This window comes from Nitrospirota bacterium (assembly GCA_040752355.1).
Taxonomy (GTDB): Bacteria; Nitrospirota; Thermodesulfovibrionia; order Thermodesulfovibrionales; family Dissulfurispiraceae; genus JBFMCP01.
Window position 1 is genome coordinate 14,107 of the sequence record JBFMHE010000018.1, and the last position, 16,924, is coordinate 31,030.

Consider the following 16,924-nt stretch of genomic DNA (forward strand, 5'->3'; position numbering starts at 1 on the left):
TCACATCCTCATGACACTTTCGGGATCGGTGACCGCCGCTTTCCACGACGGGATGATGGTGCTCGCCACATAGGGCGCGATCGTGAGAAAGGCCATGACGAAGATCTGGTAGAGGTCGAGGGACGGGGTGAGGCGGAACGGCGGGAAGAGGACGGACCAGCCTTTGATCACCGGCGCCAGCACCGCGGCGCCGAAGACGAAGACATGGAGATAGGCGATGATGATGCCGAGGAGGAAGGAGGTGAGCGAGAGCGCGATGCCCTCCCAGAACTTGAGCGCGAGCACGTCGGCCGTATCCCAGCCGATCGCCTTGAGAATCCCGATCTCCCGCTTCTCTTCAGCGCTGATCCCGGTCGCCTTGTCCCAGGCGAGAATGCAGAAAGCGATCAGCGCAGAGGAGAAGATCGTCAGCATCATCCCGCTCCGCCAGTTGAACACCGCATCGTAGGTCCTGACGATCTCGCCTTTCGTTATCGGCCGGGTGTCGGGCAGGGCCTGCTTGATCTTCGCGGCAACGGTCGGGACCTCCCGCTCATTGTATACCTCGACCGCGATATCGGTGGCGCTGCCCGAGGGAAAATTGAAGAACTGGACCAGATCTTCCTTCGTAAAGACGATCAGGTCATGAGTGATGAGACTCGAAGGGGCGGTGAAGAGGCCGGTGATCTCGAAGACGGTGCCGGTATTGGCGCTGTCGATCAGGATGAGCTCCTTCCCGGTATCGACATTGCGCGCCTCGGCAACGCCGGCGCCGACAGCGGACTGTCCGCTCGCCGAGGGGAGGCTCCCCTCTATAAGATGCAGGCCGGGGAGGAGCGCACCCGCGTCGCTCCCGTCGACCCCGAGCAGCGTGTAATTGGCATGGGTGAGCGCATCGTAGTAGTACCCCCAGTAGCGCGGCGTCACCTCTTTGACCCCGCGTATCTTCTCGATGGTCTCGCCATAGGCGGACGGTATGAGCTCGTGCCTCCCTGCAGCCATCTTCTGCACCACCAGGTCGGGAGCGGTGCTCAGAACGCGCGATGCCTCGTACTTCAGGGCATGCGTAAGAAAGAGGATCGAGGCGAGGACCGCGATGGTCAGGGTGTAGACGACAACGAGCGATATATTCTTGTACTTCCTGCGCAGGAGCGAGGAGAGCGCGTATTCCAGTATCTTCAGGTGCCGTTGCACGGGATGCCTCTACCGGAAGCGCAGCGTCGTCGAGGGCATCGCAGCCCCCGGCGCGATGATCGACCCTGCCGGGAAATGCTCGAGCGACACGGGAAAGTCCTGGAAGGGGGTGAAGAGGTCGGCCTGCGAAGGATGCCGCGTATAGCGCGCCTCGGTCCAGAGCGAGAGATCGGAGAGCCGGAGGACGCGCACCAGCTCCTGCTTGGGCCGGATCGTTTCTTCCTCATGCCTCCGGACAGTGGCGGCGCTGTGGACCAGGAGAAGCAGCACCACAGCGATCTCGACCACCGTGAACCCTATAAAAAGCCTGTGCTTCATCATACTATGACAGTACCGTCGGGAACGACTTCCCCCTTGTCGCAGCCTCCGGCAGAGAGCCTTTCGCACCTTCGCAATAAAGTACATTATACAGCATATCCGGCGATGTTGTGCGAACGGTCCCGGTTGCAAGAAAGCGACAGCTTTGTCGATTGACTAAAAACTTCTTCAAACGGTACAATTTTCCATGCTGCACGCTGATTTCGTTCCCCTCCATCTGCATACTGAATACAGCCTCCTGGACGGTGCAATCAAGATCGATGAGCTCGTGGCGCAGGCAGCGGCATTCAAAATGCCCGCGGTCGCGATCACCGACCACGGCAGCCTCTTCGGTGCGGTCGAATTTTACAAGAAGGCGAGAAAGGCGGGCATCAAGCCCATTATAGGATGTGAAATGTATGTCGCGCCGCAGAGCCGCCTCGACCGCGCCAAGACGAGCATCGAGAGCACCCTCAGCGAAGAGGCGGCGTTCCACCTCATCCTCCTCGCGCGGGATGCCACCGGCTACCGCAACCTCACGACGCTGGTATCCAAGGCCTTCCTCGAGGGATTTTATTATAAGCCGAGGATAGACAAGGAGCTCCTCGAGCAGTACAGCGGCGGGCTCATAGGCCTCAGCGCCTGCCTCAAGGGTGAAGTGCCGTACTATCTCAGGAGCGGCAATCTCGACAAGGCGCGGGAGGTCGCCCTCCAGTACAAGCATATCCTCGGTCCCGAAAATTTCTATTTCGAGCTCCAGCACAACGGCCTGCCGGAACAGGAAGAGGTGAACAGGCTGCTCATCGAGCTCGCCGGGGAGCTCCACATCCCCCTCGTCGCCACGAACGACTGCCACTACCTGAGAAAAGAGGACGCCAAGGCGCACGACATCCTCCTCTGCATCCAGACCGGAAAGATCGTGAAGGACGAGAAACGGCTCAAGATGGCGACGGAGGAGTTTTATTTCAAGTCGCCGGAGGAGATGAAGCGGGTCTTTGCCGATCAGCCGGAGGCGATCCGGAATACGCTCAAGATCGCCGAGCGGTGCAACTTCGATTTTACGCTCGGCAAATACCTGCTGCCCATGTATGAGCTGCCCGAGGGCATGTCGCCGGAGAGCTCTCTCGAGAAGCTCGCCTCCGAGGGGCTGGAGCAGCGTTCCAAAGGCGCTCCTCCCGCGGAATACCGGGAACGGCTCACCCGGGAGCTCAAGATGATCAAGAAGATGGGCTTCGCCTCCTACTTCCTGATCGTCTGGGATTTTATCAGCTACGCCAAGAAGAAAGGGATCCCGGTAGGTCCCGGCAGGGGCTCGGCAGCGGGGAGCCTCGTGGCCTACTGCCTCGGCATCACCGATATCGATCCCATCAGGTACAATCTCCTCTTCGAACGCTTCCTGAACCCCGAGCGCGTCAGCATGCCCGATATCGATGTCGACTTCTGCAAGGACCGGAGGGGCGAGGTTATCGAGTATGTTGCGGAGAAGTACGGGGACGACCATGTCGCCCAGATCATCACCTTCGGGACCATGGCGGCGAAGGCAGCGATCCGCGACGTCGGCAGGGTGCTCGACATCCCCTACGCCGATGTGGACCGTATCGCGAAGCTCGTCCCCAACAACGCGAGCATCGAGGAGGCGATCAAGCTCGAGCCCCAGCTCAAGGAGCTTTATGAAACGAATGAGACGGTCAAGGAGCTCCTGGACATCGCGCAGCGGCTCGAGGGCCTCTCGCGCCATGCCTCGACCCACGCCGCGGGCGTGGTCATAGCCCCGAAGCCCCTTACCGACTTCACCGCGCTCTACAAGAACCCGGCGGAAGAGACGGTCACCACCCAGTTCGATATGGGCTCGGTCGAGAGCGTCGGCCTGCTCAAGTTCGACTTTCTCGGGCTCAAGACGCTCACGGTGCTCGAAAAGACGGTCGATTACATCCGGCAGCAGGGAAAGGAGATCGTGCTCGCGGATATCCCGATCGATGACGAGGCCACCTACAAGCTGCTCAGCGCCGGCGAGACGACCGGCATCTTCCAGCTCGAAAGCGACGGCATGCGCGACATCCTGGTGAAGATGCAGCCGAACCGCTTCGAAGACCTCATCGCCCTCGTCGCGCTCTACCGTCCCGGGCCTATCGGCAGCGGCATGATCGACGACTTCATAAAACGGAAGAAGGGCGAGACCGAAGTCGTCTACGACCTCCCGCAGCTCAGCGAGATCCTCGACGAGACCTACGGCGTCATCCTCTATCAGGAACAGGTCATGCGCATCGCCAACAAGATCGCGAACTTCTCGCTGGGACAGGCGGACCTCCTCAGGAGGGCGATGGGCAAGAAGAAGCCCGAGGAGATGGCGAAGCAGAAAGAGGTCTTCCTCAGCGGCGCTGCCGCGAACCACATCCCGGAGAAGAAGGCGGAGCGGCTCTTCGAGCTCATGGCGTTCTTCGCAGAGTACGGGTTCAACAAATCCCATTCAGCAGCCTATGCGTATCTCTCCTACCAGACGGCCTATCTGAAGGCGCACTACCCCGTCGAATTCATGACCGCCAACCTCAGCGCCGATATGGGCGATACGGACAAGATCGTCAAGCTCATCAATGAATGCAGGAGCATGGCTATCGAGATCCTGCCCCCCGATATCAACGAGAGCGAGCGGGAGTTCAAGATCGCCGGCAACTCGGTCCGCTTCGGCCTCGAGGCGGTGAAAGGGGTGGGTACCGCGGCGATAGAGATCCTCATCCTCAACCGGCAGAACGGGGCGTTCGCCTCCTTCGACGAGTTCCTGAGGAGGATGGACAACAAGAAGGTCAACAAGAAGGTGATCGAAAGCCTCATTAAGGCGGGCGCCTTCGATTCCCTCTACAGGGACCGCGATGCATCACCGGAGAAGACGGGAGCTGAACGTACACCACGTGCCGCGCAGTACGTGCCGCCCCAGAGGGCGCGGGCGAGGGCCATGGCAGCGCTCGCCGCTCCTTCCCGGGCGAACGGGCTCGGTCCCGGGCTCTTCGGCGAGATGGACCCTGCCGGCGAGGAGGTCCAGCCCTGGGACGAAAAGACGCTGCTCGCGTACGAGAAGGAGGCGCTCGGCTTCTATATCTCGGGGCATCCGCTGGCGCGGTACCGCCGCACCCTGGCATCGATGGAGGTCGCCCCGATCGCCGCAATGGCGGAAAAGGACGACCGGGCGGAGGTCTGCATCGCGGGCATCGTGAGCGAGATGAAGAGCAAGGCGAAGGAGAAGGGCGTGACCGCGTTCCTCACCCTCGAGGACGAGACCGGCGCGAGCGACGTGCTCGTCTTCCCGGCGCTCTACCGCGAGCATGCCGATTTCCTGCGGAAAGGGAATCTCGTGATGGTGCGGGGCCTGGTCTCGAAGGCCGAGAAGGGGATCAAGGTCATGGCGCGGGAGCTCCGGGACCTCTCCGGCCTCGAGATCAGTATGAAGTACGAGGTGGCGCTGCGGTGCGAGGACAGGGACGACGCCTCCCGGAAGTTCGCCTGCATCAGGAGCCTGCTCCGGGACGTTGCCTCGAACGGCGGCGACAGGGTATCATTATCCTTCAGGGTGTACCTGCCCGACTGCTGCGTGCTCATCGCGTCGCAGCTGAAGCCGGCGCACAACTTCATTCCCGAGGTCGAGAGGATCACGGGAGGGACGGTAAAGGTATACTGAGGGAATGCGAAGAGAACAATTCAAAGATAAGGAATCGGTTACCGTGGATCTACGTGGAGCAGCGCAACGATGAGTTATTACCTCGATTTTGAAAAACCGCTGGAAGAGCTCGAGACCAAGATCGAAGAGCTGAAGCGGCTCTCCGACGGCAAAGAGCTGGATATCGCCTCCGAGATCAAGCGGCTCGAGAAAAAGGCGAAGGAGCTGCGGTCCGAGATCTTCGCCGGCCTCACTCCCTGGCAGAAGAGCATGATCGCCCGCCACCCCGAGCGCCCGTACACGCTCGACTATATAACGATGGTGGTCGAGGATTTCGTCGAGCTCCATGGCGACCGCCGGTTCGGCGACGACTCCGCGATCGTCGGCGGCGTCGGCAAGATCGGGGGCGTTCCCATGGTCGTTATCGGCCACCAGAAGGGCCGGGGAACGAAGGAGCGGATCTCCCGGAACTTCGGCCAGCCCAACCCCGAGGGGTACCGCAAGGCGCTGCGGCTGATGAAGCTGGCGGAGCGCTTCAAGAGGCCGGTCGTGACCTTCGTCGATACGCCCGGAGCCTTCCCCGGCATCGGGGCCGAAGAACGGGGGCAGGCGGAAGCGATCGCGACCAATCTCATGGAGATGTCCAAGCTGAAGACGCCGATCGTCTCGGTGGTCATCGGCGAGGGCGGCAGCGGCGGCGCGCTCGCCCTGAGCGTTGCCGACCGGCTCGCCATGCTCGAGCTCTCGGTCTACTCCGTCATCTCTCCCGAGGGGTGCGCCGCTATCCTCTGGAAGAAGAACGGCGAGCTCTCGGCAGAGGATTTCTCGCGGGCAGCGGCAGCCCTCAAGCTCACTGCCCAGGATCTGAAGGCCTTCAAGATCATCGACGATATCATCCCCGAACCGCTCGGCGGCGCGCACCGCGACCCCGAGATGACCGCGAAGCGGATCGCCGATTACGTGGTGAGGGCGGTCGAGGGCCTCAGATCAAAGAACCCTGCACGACTGATCGAGGAGCGCTACAAGAGGATCCGGAGGATAGGGGCAGTTACTCAAACAGCGCCTTCACAAAGTCATCGGGAGTGAAGTCTTTCAGGTCGTCCACGCCCTCGCCGATGCCGATGAGCCGGACCGGGATGCCGAGCTCCCGCTTGATGGCGAAGATGATCCCGCCTTTTGCCGTTCCGTCGAGCTTCGTCAACGCTATACCCGTAACGCCGACCGCCTCGTTGAAGAGGTGCGCCTGCCTCAGCGCGTTCTGACCGGTCGTTGCGTCGACCACGAGGAGTATCTCCTGGGGGGCATCGGGCATCGCCTTCTTTATGACCCGGTTTATCTTCTTGAGCTCGTCCATGAGCGAGCTCTTCGTGTGGAGCCTTCCGGCGGTGTCGATGATGACGACGTCGGTGCCCCGCGCCTTTGCCGCTTCCACTGCGTCGAACGCGACGGCAGCGGGATCGGAACCGCTCTGGTGCTTGAGAAGCGAGGCGCCGGTCCGCTCCGCCCATATCTCGAGCTGCTCGATCGCCGCAGCCCTGAAGGTGTCTCCCGCAGCGATCATGACCGAATTGCCCTCCGCGATGAAGCGCGCCGCCAGCTTGCCGATGGTCGTGGTCTTGCCCACGCCGTTCACGCCGACGGTGAGGATGACGAAGGGTTTCTCGCCGAAGGTGACGAGGGGCTGGGAGGCGCCGAGCATCGAGGCCATCTTCGTCCTGAGATACTGCTTCACCTGATCGGAGGTCTTTATCCGGCCCGACCGCACGTCCTCCCTCAGGGCGTCGCTGATCTCCGCTGCGGACTCCGCGCCGATATCGGCGGTGATGAGGATCTCCTCGATCTCGTCGATGACGCTCTCGTCGATCGTCGTGACCGCGAGCGCGGATTCGACCCGGTCGACGAGGTTCCGTTTTGTCTTGGCAAGACCTGCCTTTAATTTGTCGAGAAAGCCCATCGTTCAATTCTAGAATAGAAAGCGGGTACCGTCAATGATTCGCCGCTGCTCAGGGAGACGGCGGCGTTCGGAACGTCTGCGGCGTGCTACTCCAGGCGGAGGGTAACGGCGAGAGCGTTCTTCTCTTTCGTCACGTGGTACTTTGCCGGCTTCAGCATCTCGATCCTCACCACGGTCGTCCCTTTCTCCTTAGCATCCCCGTCTATGCTGATATCGCCGATGAAGGCCGAGTTGAACTTGAAGTTCTTCTCCACCCTGCTCGCCGCGGGGTGCGCCCTGAGAACGACCCACCGCTTGCCCTCGGCCGTTTCGGTTGCGGCGGAATAGCGCAACGAATTGTCGAGGTTGGGAATGTGCATGGTAACGGTCGACTTCTTCTTCGACTCCACCAGAGAGATGTTGGTGATCTCGAGCCCCCTGGCTTTGGCTTTCACCTTGCGCTCGGTCTTCTTCGCGTCTCTGGCCCCCTCTTTGGTCCTCTTCTCCTTCTTGGCCTGCGATGCGGCAGGGGAGACTGCGGCGGCCTTCGCCTGGTGCCTGTCCGCTGCCGCAGGAGCGGGCCTCCTCACCTCGGGCTGCGCTGCCGCGGTGGCAGAGGGCGTCGAGGTCTTCGCCGGGGCGGCGATGATCGAGAAGGCCTCCGACTTGTTGTACTGCACTTCGACGACGGTCGTGCCGTTGATGAACTCCGACGCCGGGATCTTGTTCGGCACCAGCGTCCCTGTCCCGGTGGTCGAGAGGGCCACATCGGGCCCGACGAGGTTATAGTTCTTTATGACATGCCCGAGCTGGTTATAGACGGTTATCTTGATCTTGAACTTCTGTCCTGCCACGGCAGATTCGGGGACCGTCACTTCATACCGCTCCGGCACCGGCGAGACGACGCGGATGGTGTCCGTGGCGCCTTTCTGCGCCTTGCCGCTCTCGGTAACGACGAGGGCGATATCTTCAGCCACATCATAGCGGAGATCCGCCTTCGCCTGTCCGTTCACGAACTCATAGGCGGAGATGGTCGAAGGAAAGGGCCGCAGCTTGCCTGTAGCGGTGATCGTGACCCCGCTCCCGGTGGTCGCGTAGTTCGTGACGACGTTATTGAACCGGTCGACCGCCACGATCGAGAGCTCGAACGGCTCGCCGGCGATCACCTCTTTCGGCGCGAAGATCTTGAAGGCATTCACCGGCCCGCTCGTGATCTCGATCTTCTCGCTCATCCCGGAGCTCCCGGTGATGAGGTCCTTCACTTCTATCTGGGTGATGCCCGCCTTCTGCGACACGAGGGTCACGACACTGACGCCGCTCTTGAAGTCCGGGATCGCCGGCATGTCGATCTTCGGGTCGGCATCGCCCTTGAAGATGAGATTGATGTTCTTCCCGGGTATCGGCTCGAAGACCGTATTCCCGTAAGCGTCCTTGGCGACGATGCGGATATCGAAGGGGTCTCCGGCCTGGGCCCTGCGCGGCTCCCTGATCGCAAAGGAGGTCATCTTGTTCGGAAAGACCATGAGCTCTTTCGAGACGATGGGGATGGGGCTTCCGGTCTCGCGGATCGAGAGGGTAACGGCCTCGGCGACTTTATCGACGAGCGATATGGCGAGCGCCCCGTTGGTAAAGGCCGATGCCTTGAGCGTGGTCGGTTTTACCACGGCCGAGCCGGAAGCCGCGAGCTGGAACTCCCGCCCGGACTCGTTGAAATTGGCGATGACGTTGTTGAACGCATCCACCGCCAGCAGCCGTATGGTCGTCTCTTCTCCTGCGACGACCCGCTCGGGCATCGTGATATTGAAGTGGTCGAATTTTCCGGGCTTGATAACGATCTCAGCAGCCTTTGCCAGCGAGGGGACGGCGATGAGCACTGCTATAAGCAATGGCAGCCACAGTACCGATCTCTGCTCTCTCTGCATCATACTGGAAAACCCCCTATGAAAATTAAATATATATTTTTACGTGTGCATGCCCGTTTTTGCCACAAAAGTATATCATAAAGCATACTCAAATACCTACACTCCTTATATACTTTTCTTGTAATGAGCAGTATAGTAGCACAACAAGGTAAAATTTACCACTCATCGTCCTGGCCGCCGGCGGCTCCGGACTGTTTATATTTCGTGGTTTTCCCACTGCGCTTTAAGCTGTTGTGCCCCTGCACGAGAGGAGACGGTCATGAACGGCTGCGCGCAGCCGGGGAAATCGGGAGGCGCGGCGCTCCTCGTGCTCCTTGAAAAAGAGGCAAACCTTTTGATAGTATTAATGATGCCTGAGGACAGGGGAAAGGCCAGCCTACTGCTGCGGGGCATCGCAAAGCTGGTGGACTTCATACTGATCGCAGCGGCGGTCAAGATGCTCCCTCAGGTGGGACACCTGGCCGGGCTGGTCTACCTTCTGATCAGCGACGGCCTGTTTGATGGGAGGAGTCTCGGAAAGAAGATCATACGACTGCGGGTCGTGTCGCTGCCGACGGGAAATACCGGAAGTTTCAAGGATTCAATTATCCGAAACCTCACTCTTTTTTTTCCCCTCCTGTTGTATAATATACCGCTGTTTGGATGGATTCTCATGGTGCTGGTCTGCGCGCTCGAATTCTTGCTGATGCTCGGCAACGAGGACGGCATGCGTCTCGGCGACGAGCTTGCCCGGACGACCGTTAAAGAAGGGTAATGATTCACCGATCACAGGTGATAATGCAGCGGAAGCCGGCGCGGTGAGCAGGACGAAGCACTTTACGAACAGGGATTGTCAACCACGAACCATGTGAGGCAAGGAGGAAGTACGTGTTTTTCAACAAGATCCTGGGCATGTTTTCAAACGACCTGGCTATCGATCTGGGGACCGCGAATACGCTCGTCTATGTGAAGGGAAGAGGGATCATCTGCAACGAGGCGTCGGTCGTCGTCATCAGAAGAGACAACAAGCGCCCGGTCGCGGTCGGCGTAGAGGCCAAGGAGATGCTGGGGAAGACCCCCTCGAATATACTCGCCATCAGACCCATGAAAGACGGCGTCATCGCTGATTTCGATGCGACCGAAGTGATGCTGAAGTACTTCATCACCAAAGCGCACAACAGGAAGAGCTTCGTCTCTCCGCGCGTTATCATCGGCGTGCCCTCGGGGATCACCCAGGTCGAACAGCGCGCGGTCAAGGACGCCGCGCATGCATCGGGAGCGCGGGAGGTCTACCTCATCGAGGAGCCCATGGCAGCCGCCATCGGCGTCGGCCTCCCGGTCGGAGAACCGTCGGGGAACCTGATCGTCGACATCGGCGGCGGCACAACGGACGTTGCCGTGATCTCGCTCGACGGCATCGTCTACAGCAAGGCCGTCCGCGTCGGCGGCGACAAGATGGACGAATCGATCATGGCCTACATCAAGCGCAAGTACAATCTCATGATAGGAGAGCGCACCGCCGAACAGATCAAGATCGAGCTCGGCTCCGCGTACCCGACCAACAACTCCGAGCCGATGGAGATAAAAGGAAGGGACCTCGTCTCGGGCATTCCGAAGGCGATCAACGTCACCGAGGACGAGATACGGGAGGCGCTCCAGGAGAGCGTGGGCCTCATCCTCGATACGATCAAGGTCACCCTCGAGAACACGCCCCCGGAGCTCGCCGCCGACATCGTCGACAAGGGCATCGTGCTGGCGGGAGGCGGAGCGCTCCTGCGGGGTCTCGATATCCTGATCAGGGAGCAGACCGGCGTGCCGGTGATCCTGCCCGACGACCCGCTCACCGCCGTGGTGCGGGGGTGCGGCATGATGCTCGATAAGCTCGACCTCCTGCAGAAGGTAGCGATCAATACCAATTGATGTCGAAGGCGAAGAAGCGATTCATCATTTTCCTCGCTCTTTTTTCCTTTGCACTGGCAGTAATGAGTTATCAGCACGGGAGAAGGCCTTCCTCCTTTCTTCAGGCAGTATCCTATCCCTTCGATCTGCTCAACCGGCTCGCCGCTGACGTCTCGACAACGGCCCGGCAGGCGCGGGCTGCGTTCGAGGAGAACAAGCGGCTCAGGAGCGAGCTGGCTCAGTTGCTGCTCGAGCGCCAGCAGTACCGCGAGATCATGCAGGAAAACAGGCGGCTGAAAGAGCTCCTCGCGCTCAAGGAGAGCGAGCACCGTGCCGTTACCGCGGCAAGGGTCGTCGCCCGGGGGTACGACCGGCTGCTGAACACCGCGGTCATCGACAAGGGGAAGGCGGACGGCGTGGAGAAGGGCATGGCGGTCATCACCACCAAGGGGCTCATCGGCAAGGTCTATTCCGTGCGCGACGCGTTCTCGGAGGTGCTGCTCCTGAACGACTCGAACTTCTCGGTCGCCGTGAGGCTCCAGAACAGCCGGCGCGAGGGCATCGTCTCCGGCACGGGGTACGGCTACTGCCTCCTCAAGTACGTAGCGCCGGAAGAGACGGTGGAGCGCGGCGAGGTGGTGGTCACCTCGGGCTTCGACGGGCTCTTTCCCGAAGGGATACCCGTAGGCGTGGTGAGCAGGGTGAAGAAAGAGGGCGTAGAGTTCTTCCAGTATGTCGAAGTTGTTCCCTTCCAGCCCAGCGATACGACGGAAGAGGTGATCCTGTTGAAGCGGGCAGAGAGCCCCGGTCTCTGACCCATGCCGCCGTTACGGCATAACCGTGAATGCACGGTGCCCTGCTGCCGGAGAGCGCGGGCTCATCAGCAGGAGAGGACAGGAGGGCATGCGTGAAGGCGCTTAAGTGGGTGCTGCTCGCAGCCGCCGTCTTTCTGATCCAGACGCAGTTCTCTTCGCTCAAGGGGCTCGTGAACGGCACGGTCATCCTGGTCTATCTCTTCGGGCTCAAGAGCAGGCAGGAGATCGCGACCCACGGCTATACCAGCACCAGGGCCGAGCTCGAGAGCACGCTCTTCGGTATGGCCGTCGGGCTCGTCGAGGACCTCCTCTCGGGGTCGATCATCGGTCCGGGAGTACTGAGCAAGGGGCTGCTCGGGCTCACCGCCTCGATCGTCTTCACCGATCTCGTCTTCCGGTGGACCCCGCTCTGGGGCGGGGTGATCCTCGCGGTCTTCACCTCCCTCGACGGCGGCATGCTCATCGGCACGAGAGTCTTTTTTACCGGCGTAGAAGTAGGCAGCGTCACCGCCCTCCAGGTGCTGCTGATTCAACCCCTGATGAACATCCCCTTTGGTATAATAATTAAGCCCCTGGAGCAGTCGAGACTATGATCCCCGACGCCGGTGACCGGGGCGGAGAGATCGCGGAGCACGCATGATGATTTCAAAGCGCATACAACTGAGCTCTTATCTGGTCATCCTCGTCTTCATCTTCTTCGCCTTCAAGCTCTGGCAGCTCCAGATCCTCGAGGGCGAACGGTACCGTAATCTCTCGGAGGGCAACCGGCTCCGCATCGTGAAGACCCCGGCCCCGCGCGGCATTATCTATGACCGGAACGGAAAGGCGCTGGTCAAGAACGTGCCCTTCTTCAGCGTCTCTATCCTTCCCGAAAACCTCAAGAGCGCCGATGTCGGCGCCCTCGCCGCGTTCCTCGGCGTGGAGGCGGCGGAGATCGGGGCACTGCGGGACAGGAAAGACAACAGCCCCTTCATCCCGGTGAAGCTCAAGCAGGGGCTGCACTTCGAGGAGATCGCCCGGATCGAGGCGGGCAAGTCGGACTTCCCGGGCCTCTTCGTCGAGACCGAGGTCGGCAGGGAGTATTTATACGGAAAGACCGGCGGCCATGTCATCGGCTATCTCGGCAAGATGACGCCTGCCCAGTTCGCGACCCCCGAGCTCAAGAACTTCCCGCCCGACGGGCTCATAGGACAATGGGGCATCGAGGGGCTGTACGACAATGTCTTGAGGGGAATCCCCGGGGAAAAGCTGATCGAGGTCGACGCCCTCGGCAGGGAATTGCGCATGGTGCAGCAGAAGCCCGCGGTCAAGGGCGATGACGTGACGCTCAGCATCGATATCGATATCCAGCAGGCGGTGGAGGACGCCTTCGGTGAAAAGGCAGGGGCGCTGGTCGCGATAAAGCCCGACACGGGAGAGATCCTCGCGCTCGAGAGCCTCCCCTCCTTCGATCCCAACATCTTTTCACGGGGCATAAAGTACCAGGACTGGGTAGCGCTCATGGAAGACAAGAAGAAGCCGATGCTGAACCGGGCGATCCAGAGTCAGTATCCGCCGGGCTCGACCTTCAAGATCATCACCGGCGCTGCCGCGCTCGAGGAGAATAGCATCGACCCCCAGCAGCGGATCACCTGCACCGGGGGAGTCGGGTACGGGCGATGGACCTTCGGCTGCTGGAAGAAAGGCGGGCACGGGAGCGTCGATTTCCACCGGGCGCTCGTCGAGTCCTGCGACACCTACTTTTATGAAGTCGGCAGACGGCTCGGCATCGACAAGATTCACCAGTACGCGACGGCGCTGGGTCTCGGCAAAGAGACCGGCCTCAATCTCTCGATAAAGGAGCGGAAGGGCATCATTCCGAGCACGCAGTGGAAGCAGGAACGGTTCAAGCAGCCCTGGTATCTCGGGGAGACCTATATTGCGGCTATCGGCCAGGGATATGTGACGACGACCCCTATTCAGATGGCCAATATGATGTCGATCTTCATCAACGGCGGCGATATCCATCCCCTCACCTTCGAGAAGGGCGGGACCCAACCCGTAGGCAGGGTCGCGCTCAAGCCGGAGACCATAAGCATGGTAAAGGACGCGCTGTCGGGTGTGGTGAACGAGCCCGGCGGCACGGCCCACGGCTCGATGTCGCAGGTGGTCCTGATCGGCGGCAAGACGGGGACTGCGCAGGTGGTCGGGAAGAAGAAGGAGACAAAGGCGGAGCACCATATGGACCATGCGTGGTTCGTCGCCTTCGCCCCTGTCGAGACGCCCGAGATAGCCCTTGCCGTATTCGTCGAGCACGGCGGCCACGGCGGCTCCGCAGCAGCCCCTGTGGCGAAGAAAGCGATCGAAGCGTATTTCGTGAAACAGAAGCCGGAGACGGAAGCAGGCGCCCCTCCCGGGAATAAGGAGCCGGGTGCGCCAGGTCCGAAGATGCTGCAGACCGCAGCTCCCGCAGCCCCGGCCCCGGGAGTGCGAGACTCCCATGATTAAGGTTGACCGCCGGCTGGGCAAGAATTTCGACTGGCTCACCTTTGCGCTCATCGTCAGCCTCGCCCTCATCGGCATCATGACCATTTATAGCGCCACGCGGCCTCCCCTGGGCGTGGGAGAGCATTCGGACTTCTATATGCGGCAGGTCCTGTGGCTGCTCATAAGCGTGGCAGCGCTTTTCACCATCGTATTTTTCGATTACAAGTGGCTCTCCCGGGTCGCCTACCCTCTTTACGCTATCGGCCTGCTGCTCCTCGTGGCGGTCCTCGTTGCAGGGCGCTCGAGCCTGGGCGCCCAGCGCTGGCTCAGCCTCGGCTTTTTCTCGTTCCAGCCCTCGGAGTTTTTCAGAATGATCTTCATCGCCGCCTTCTCCGCCTACCTGACCGGTTCGGGAGACCAGCTGCAGAGGAAGCTCTCCGCAAAGAGCATCATCATCTTCGCCATCCTTCCGTTGGCCCTGCTGATCAAGCAGCCCGACCTCGGCACCGCCATTCTCCTTTCGTCGATCTTCGTCGCCCTGTCCCTCGCAAAAGGGATCAGCAGGAAGATCATCACGATCGTGCTCGTCATCGGCATCATCTCGATTCCCTTCCTCGGCCATATCTTCTGGGAGGGGCTCAAGGATTACCAGAAGAACCGCATCATCGCGTTCATGGACCCCGAGGTCGATCCGGCAGGCATCGGCTATCACATAAACCAGTCGAAGATATCGATCGGCTCGGGAGGGTTCACGGGCAAGGGCTATATGCAGGGGACCCAGGGGCCGCTCCGGTTCCTCCCCGAGAAACATACCGACTTCATCTTCGCGGTCTTTGCCGAAGAGTGGGGGTTTGTCGGGAGCCTGCTGCTGCTGTGCATCTATTTCGCGCTCTTCCTGCGCGGGCTCGATACCGCCTACAAGGCAAAGGACGAATTCGGCAAGCTCATGGCGATCGGCATCACCGCGATGTTCTTCGTCTACTTCTCGGTCAACATCGGCATGACCATGGGAATGGCCCCGGTCGTCGGCGTGCCGCTGCCCTTCGTGAGCTACGGCGGCACGGCGCTGCTGAGCAACTTCATCGCCGCCGGGGTGCTCATCAATATCAGGACCCGCCGCTTCGAACTCTTCTATCCATAGACTGCAGGCCATAGACTGCAGGCCATAAGCCGTAGGCAGGGAACAGTTTACGCGAAGATATCGACGCTGCCTTTTATCTTTTTCTTCTGCCCGCTCTCCGGAGCATACGCCTCGCTCGCCTTCTGAAAATAGAGCCCCTCGAACGGAGCGCTCTCCCTTTCGTTAAGGCTCACGTAATAGGCGCTGTCTCCATACCGGTTCACCTCTCCGGCTCCTCCCGCGGCGCGAGGCTGCGGCTGAAGGCGCCGCACCCTCAGCTCGTACGACAGAGTCACCCCGTTTACCATACCGCCTCCTGCTCCCCTTTGTGGGGCGAAAAGGTTTCGCTCCCTTCCCCGTCCTGCAAAGGAGCAAGCGCCGTACCACATCGGGAGGTCATCCAAAGCAGGGAGTTGCGCGCAGGGGTGAAGCGAAGAGCATACAAACAACGCTTCCGGGAATGCAGGATATTCCCTTCATGTCGGGAGGTTGACGCTCCCGGAGCAGCTTCGAAATTCCTCGATGCATTCGACGCCGCGATACTCAGGCTGGAACGGTTTCCCCTCTCGGGCCACGTACCGAAACATGTCTTAGGGAAAAGGTAGGGAAAAGGGTCAAAGGTAGGGAAAAGGGTCAGGTCTACACTCTTGACAGATGCTGGTTGTTTCTGTAGTATGTATGGCACCTATGGCACGGCCGCTGAGAATAGAGTTCAAAGGTGCATTCTATCATATTACGGCTCGGGGAAACGAGCGGAAAGACATCTTCAGGGATAACGCCGATAGGGAGAAGTTGCTGTGTTATTTTGAATCTGCTGTTGAGCGGTACCAAGCGGTTATCCACGCCTTCTGTCTGATGGACAACCATTACCATCTTCTCATCGAAACCCCTGCGGGGAACCTCTCACAGACCATGCGACATATCAATGGAGCATTTACTGCTTATTTCAATAGGCGGCACCAGAGAGCAGGGCATCTGTTTCAAGGAAGGTATAAAGCGATTCTTGTGGAGGCCGATGAGTATGCAGGAGCGCTGTCCCGATACATTCATCTGAATCCAGTCAGGGCAGGGCTTGTCGACAGACCGGAAAAGTACCCATGGTCAAGCTATCGGTACTATGCCGGTGCTCAGAAGGCTCCCTGGTGGTGTACTATCGAATGGCTGCTTCAGTATTTTGGAAAAGGAGGGGCCGATGCGCAGCGAGCGTACCGTGGTTTCGTGAAGTCAGAAACAGATGCTGCCGTGAATGATCCGTTAAAAGAGACGGTAGCAGCGGTAATACTGGGGAGCGCTGAATTTATCGGTAAAGTAAAAGAGCTATATCTCAGCGGGAGAAAGGGAGGGCGTGATATTCCTGCGCTGAAAGCATTGACCAGAAGGTCGATTGAGGAGATCATTAATGTTGCGGATCAGGAGTTTGGAGCGGAAACAGAGCTTTCGAGGAAAGCGGCGCTCTATCTGAGCCATCGACACAGTGGGCTGTCCCTCAGGGAGATCGGGAGATATTTCGGCATCGGAGAGTCAGCCGTATCGCAGGCAAGCCGTCGGTTCGGATTTGTTCTTGAGAAGGATGTACGATTGCAGAAGAAATTAAAACAGATGAAGAGAACGCTCCAATGGTCAAATGTGTAGACCTGACCCTATAGACGACACATGACCCTATAGACGACA

General features: G+C 59.9%; 14 protein-coding genes. 9 read left to right on the top strand and 5 right to left on the bottom strand.

The window, feature by feature from the left end; translation table 11 throughout:
* Together AB1805_12750 and AB1805_12755 are read right to left on the bottom strand one after the other, a co-directional pair.
* A complete protein-coding gene (locus tag AB1805_12750; protein ID MEW5746293.1) occupies positions 1-1,173 on the bottom strand; it encodes an FtsX-like permease family protein in 1,173 nt (390 codons plus the stop codon).
* A 9-nt stretch (positions 1,174-1,182) separates the two neighbouring features.
* Entirely contained in the window at positions 1,183-1,494 is a 312-nt protein-coding gene (locus tag AB1805_12755) for a hypothetical protein (protein MEW5746294.1), read from the bottom strand.
* A 184-nt stretch (positions 1,495-1,678) separates the two neighbouring features.
* Here AB1805_12755 and dnaE point away from each other — a divergent pair, with 184 nt between their 5' ends.
* Together dnaE and AB1805_12765 are read left to right on the top strand one after the other, a co-directional pair.
* Positions 1,679-5,140: a DNA polymerase III subunit alpha gene (dnaE, locus tag AB1805_12760; GenBank protein MEW5746295.1), complete on the top strand. Its 3,462-nt coding sequence runs from the start codon at positions 1,679-1,681 to the stop codon at positions 5,138-5,140.
* 69 nt (positions 5,141-5,209) lie between these two features.
* Positions 5,210-6,205 (top strand): acetyl-CoA carboxylase carboxyltransferase subunit alpha, encoded by a 996-nt coding sequence (locus tag AB1805_12765; protein MEW5746296.1) that lies wholly within the window; start codon positions 5,210-5,212, stop codon positions 6,203-6,205.
* On the opposite strand, the gene ftsY is transcribed toward AB1805_12765, so the two are convergent.
* Entirely contained in the window at positions 6,168-7,073 is a 906-nt protein-coding gene (gene ftsY, locus AB1805_12770; GenBank protein MEW5746297.1) for a signal recognition particle-docking protein FtsY, read from the bottom strand. The two genes, AB1805_12765 and ftsY, sit on opposite strands and share 38 nt — an antisense overlap.
* Before the next feature lie 86 nt (positions 7,074-7,159).
* Positions 7,160-8,977 (bottom strand): hypothetical protein, encoded by a 1,818-nt coding sequence (locus AB1805_12775; protein MEW5746298.1) that lies wholly within the window; start codon positions 8,975-8,977, stop codon positions 7,160-7,162.
* A gap of 256 nt (positions 8,978-9,233) precedes the next feature.
* Between AB1805_12775 and AB1805_12780 the strand changes: the two genes are divergently transcribed.
* From AB1805_12780 to rodA, 6 genes are all read left to right on the top strand, one after another.
* Positions 9,234-9,728, top strand: a complete 495-nt coding sequence (locus AB1805_12780) for an RDD family protein (protein MEW5746299.1) — start codon at positions 9,234-9,236, stop codon at positions 9,726-9,728.
* 137 nt (positions 9,729-9,865) lie between these two features.
* Positions 9,866-10,873: a rod shape-determining protein gene (locus AB1805_12785; GenBank protein ID MEW5746300.1), complete on the top strand. Its 1,008-nt coding sequence runs from the start codon at positions 9,866-9,868 to the stop codon at positions 10,871-10,873.
* Positions 10,873-11,667, top strand: coding sequence for a rod shape-determining protein MreC (gene mreC / locus AB1805_12790; GenBank protein ID MEW5746301.1), 795 nt, complete (start codon positions 10,873-10,875; stop codon positions 11,665-11,667). Before AB1805_12785 ends, mreC begins: the two co-directional genes overlap by 1 nt.
* A 92-nt stretch (positions 11,668-11,759) precedes the next feature.
* On the top strand, positions 11,760-12,260 hold the full coding sequence (locus AB1805_12795) for a hypothetical protein (GenBank protein ID MEW5746302.1): 501 nt from the start codon (positions 11,760-11,762) through the stop codon (positions 12,258-12,260).
* A 43-nt stretch (positions 12,261-12,303) separates the two neighbouring features.
* Positions 12,304-14,154, top strand: coding sequence for a penicillin-binding protein 2 (mrdA, locus tag AB1805_12800; protein ID MEW5746303.1), 1,851 nt, complete (start codon positions 12,304-12,306; stop codon positions 14,152-14,154).
* Positions 14,147-15,274, top strand: coding sequence for a rod shape-determining protein RodA (gene rodA / locus AB1805_12805; GenBank protein MEW5746304.1), 1,128 nt, complete (start codon positions 14,147-14,149; stop codon positions 15,272-15,274). Before mrdA ends, rodA begins: the two co-directional genes overlap by 8 nt.
* A 47-nt stretch (positions 15,275-15,321) precedes the next feature.
* Here rodA and AB1805_12810 read toward each other — a convergent pair whose 3' ends face one another.
* Complete coding sequence (locus AB1805_12810) at positions 15,322-15,561, bottom strand: hypothetical protein (GenBank protein ID MEW5746305.1); 240 nt, start codon at positions 15,559-15,561, stop codon at positions 15,322-15,324.
* 379 nt (positions 15,562-15,940) lie between these two features.
* Here AB1805_12810 and AB1805_12815 point away from each other — a divergent pair, with 379 nt between their 5' ends.
* Positions 15,941-16,885, top strand: coding sequence for a transposase (locus AB1805_12815; GenBank protein MEW5746306.1), 945 nt, complete (start codon positions 15,941-15,943; stop codon positions 16,883-16,885).
* The last annotated feature ends 39 nt before the right edge of the window (positions 16,886-16,924 follow it).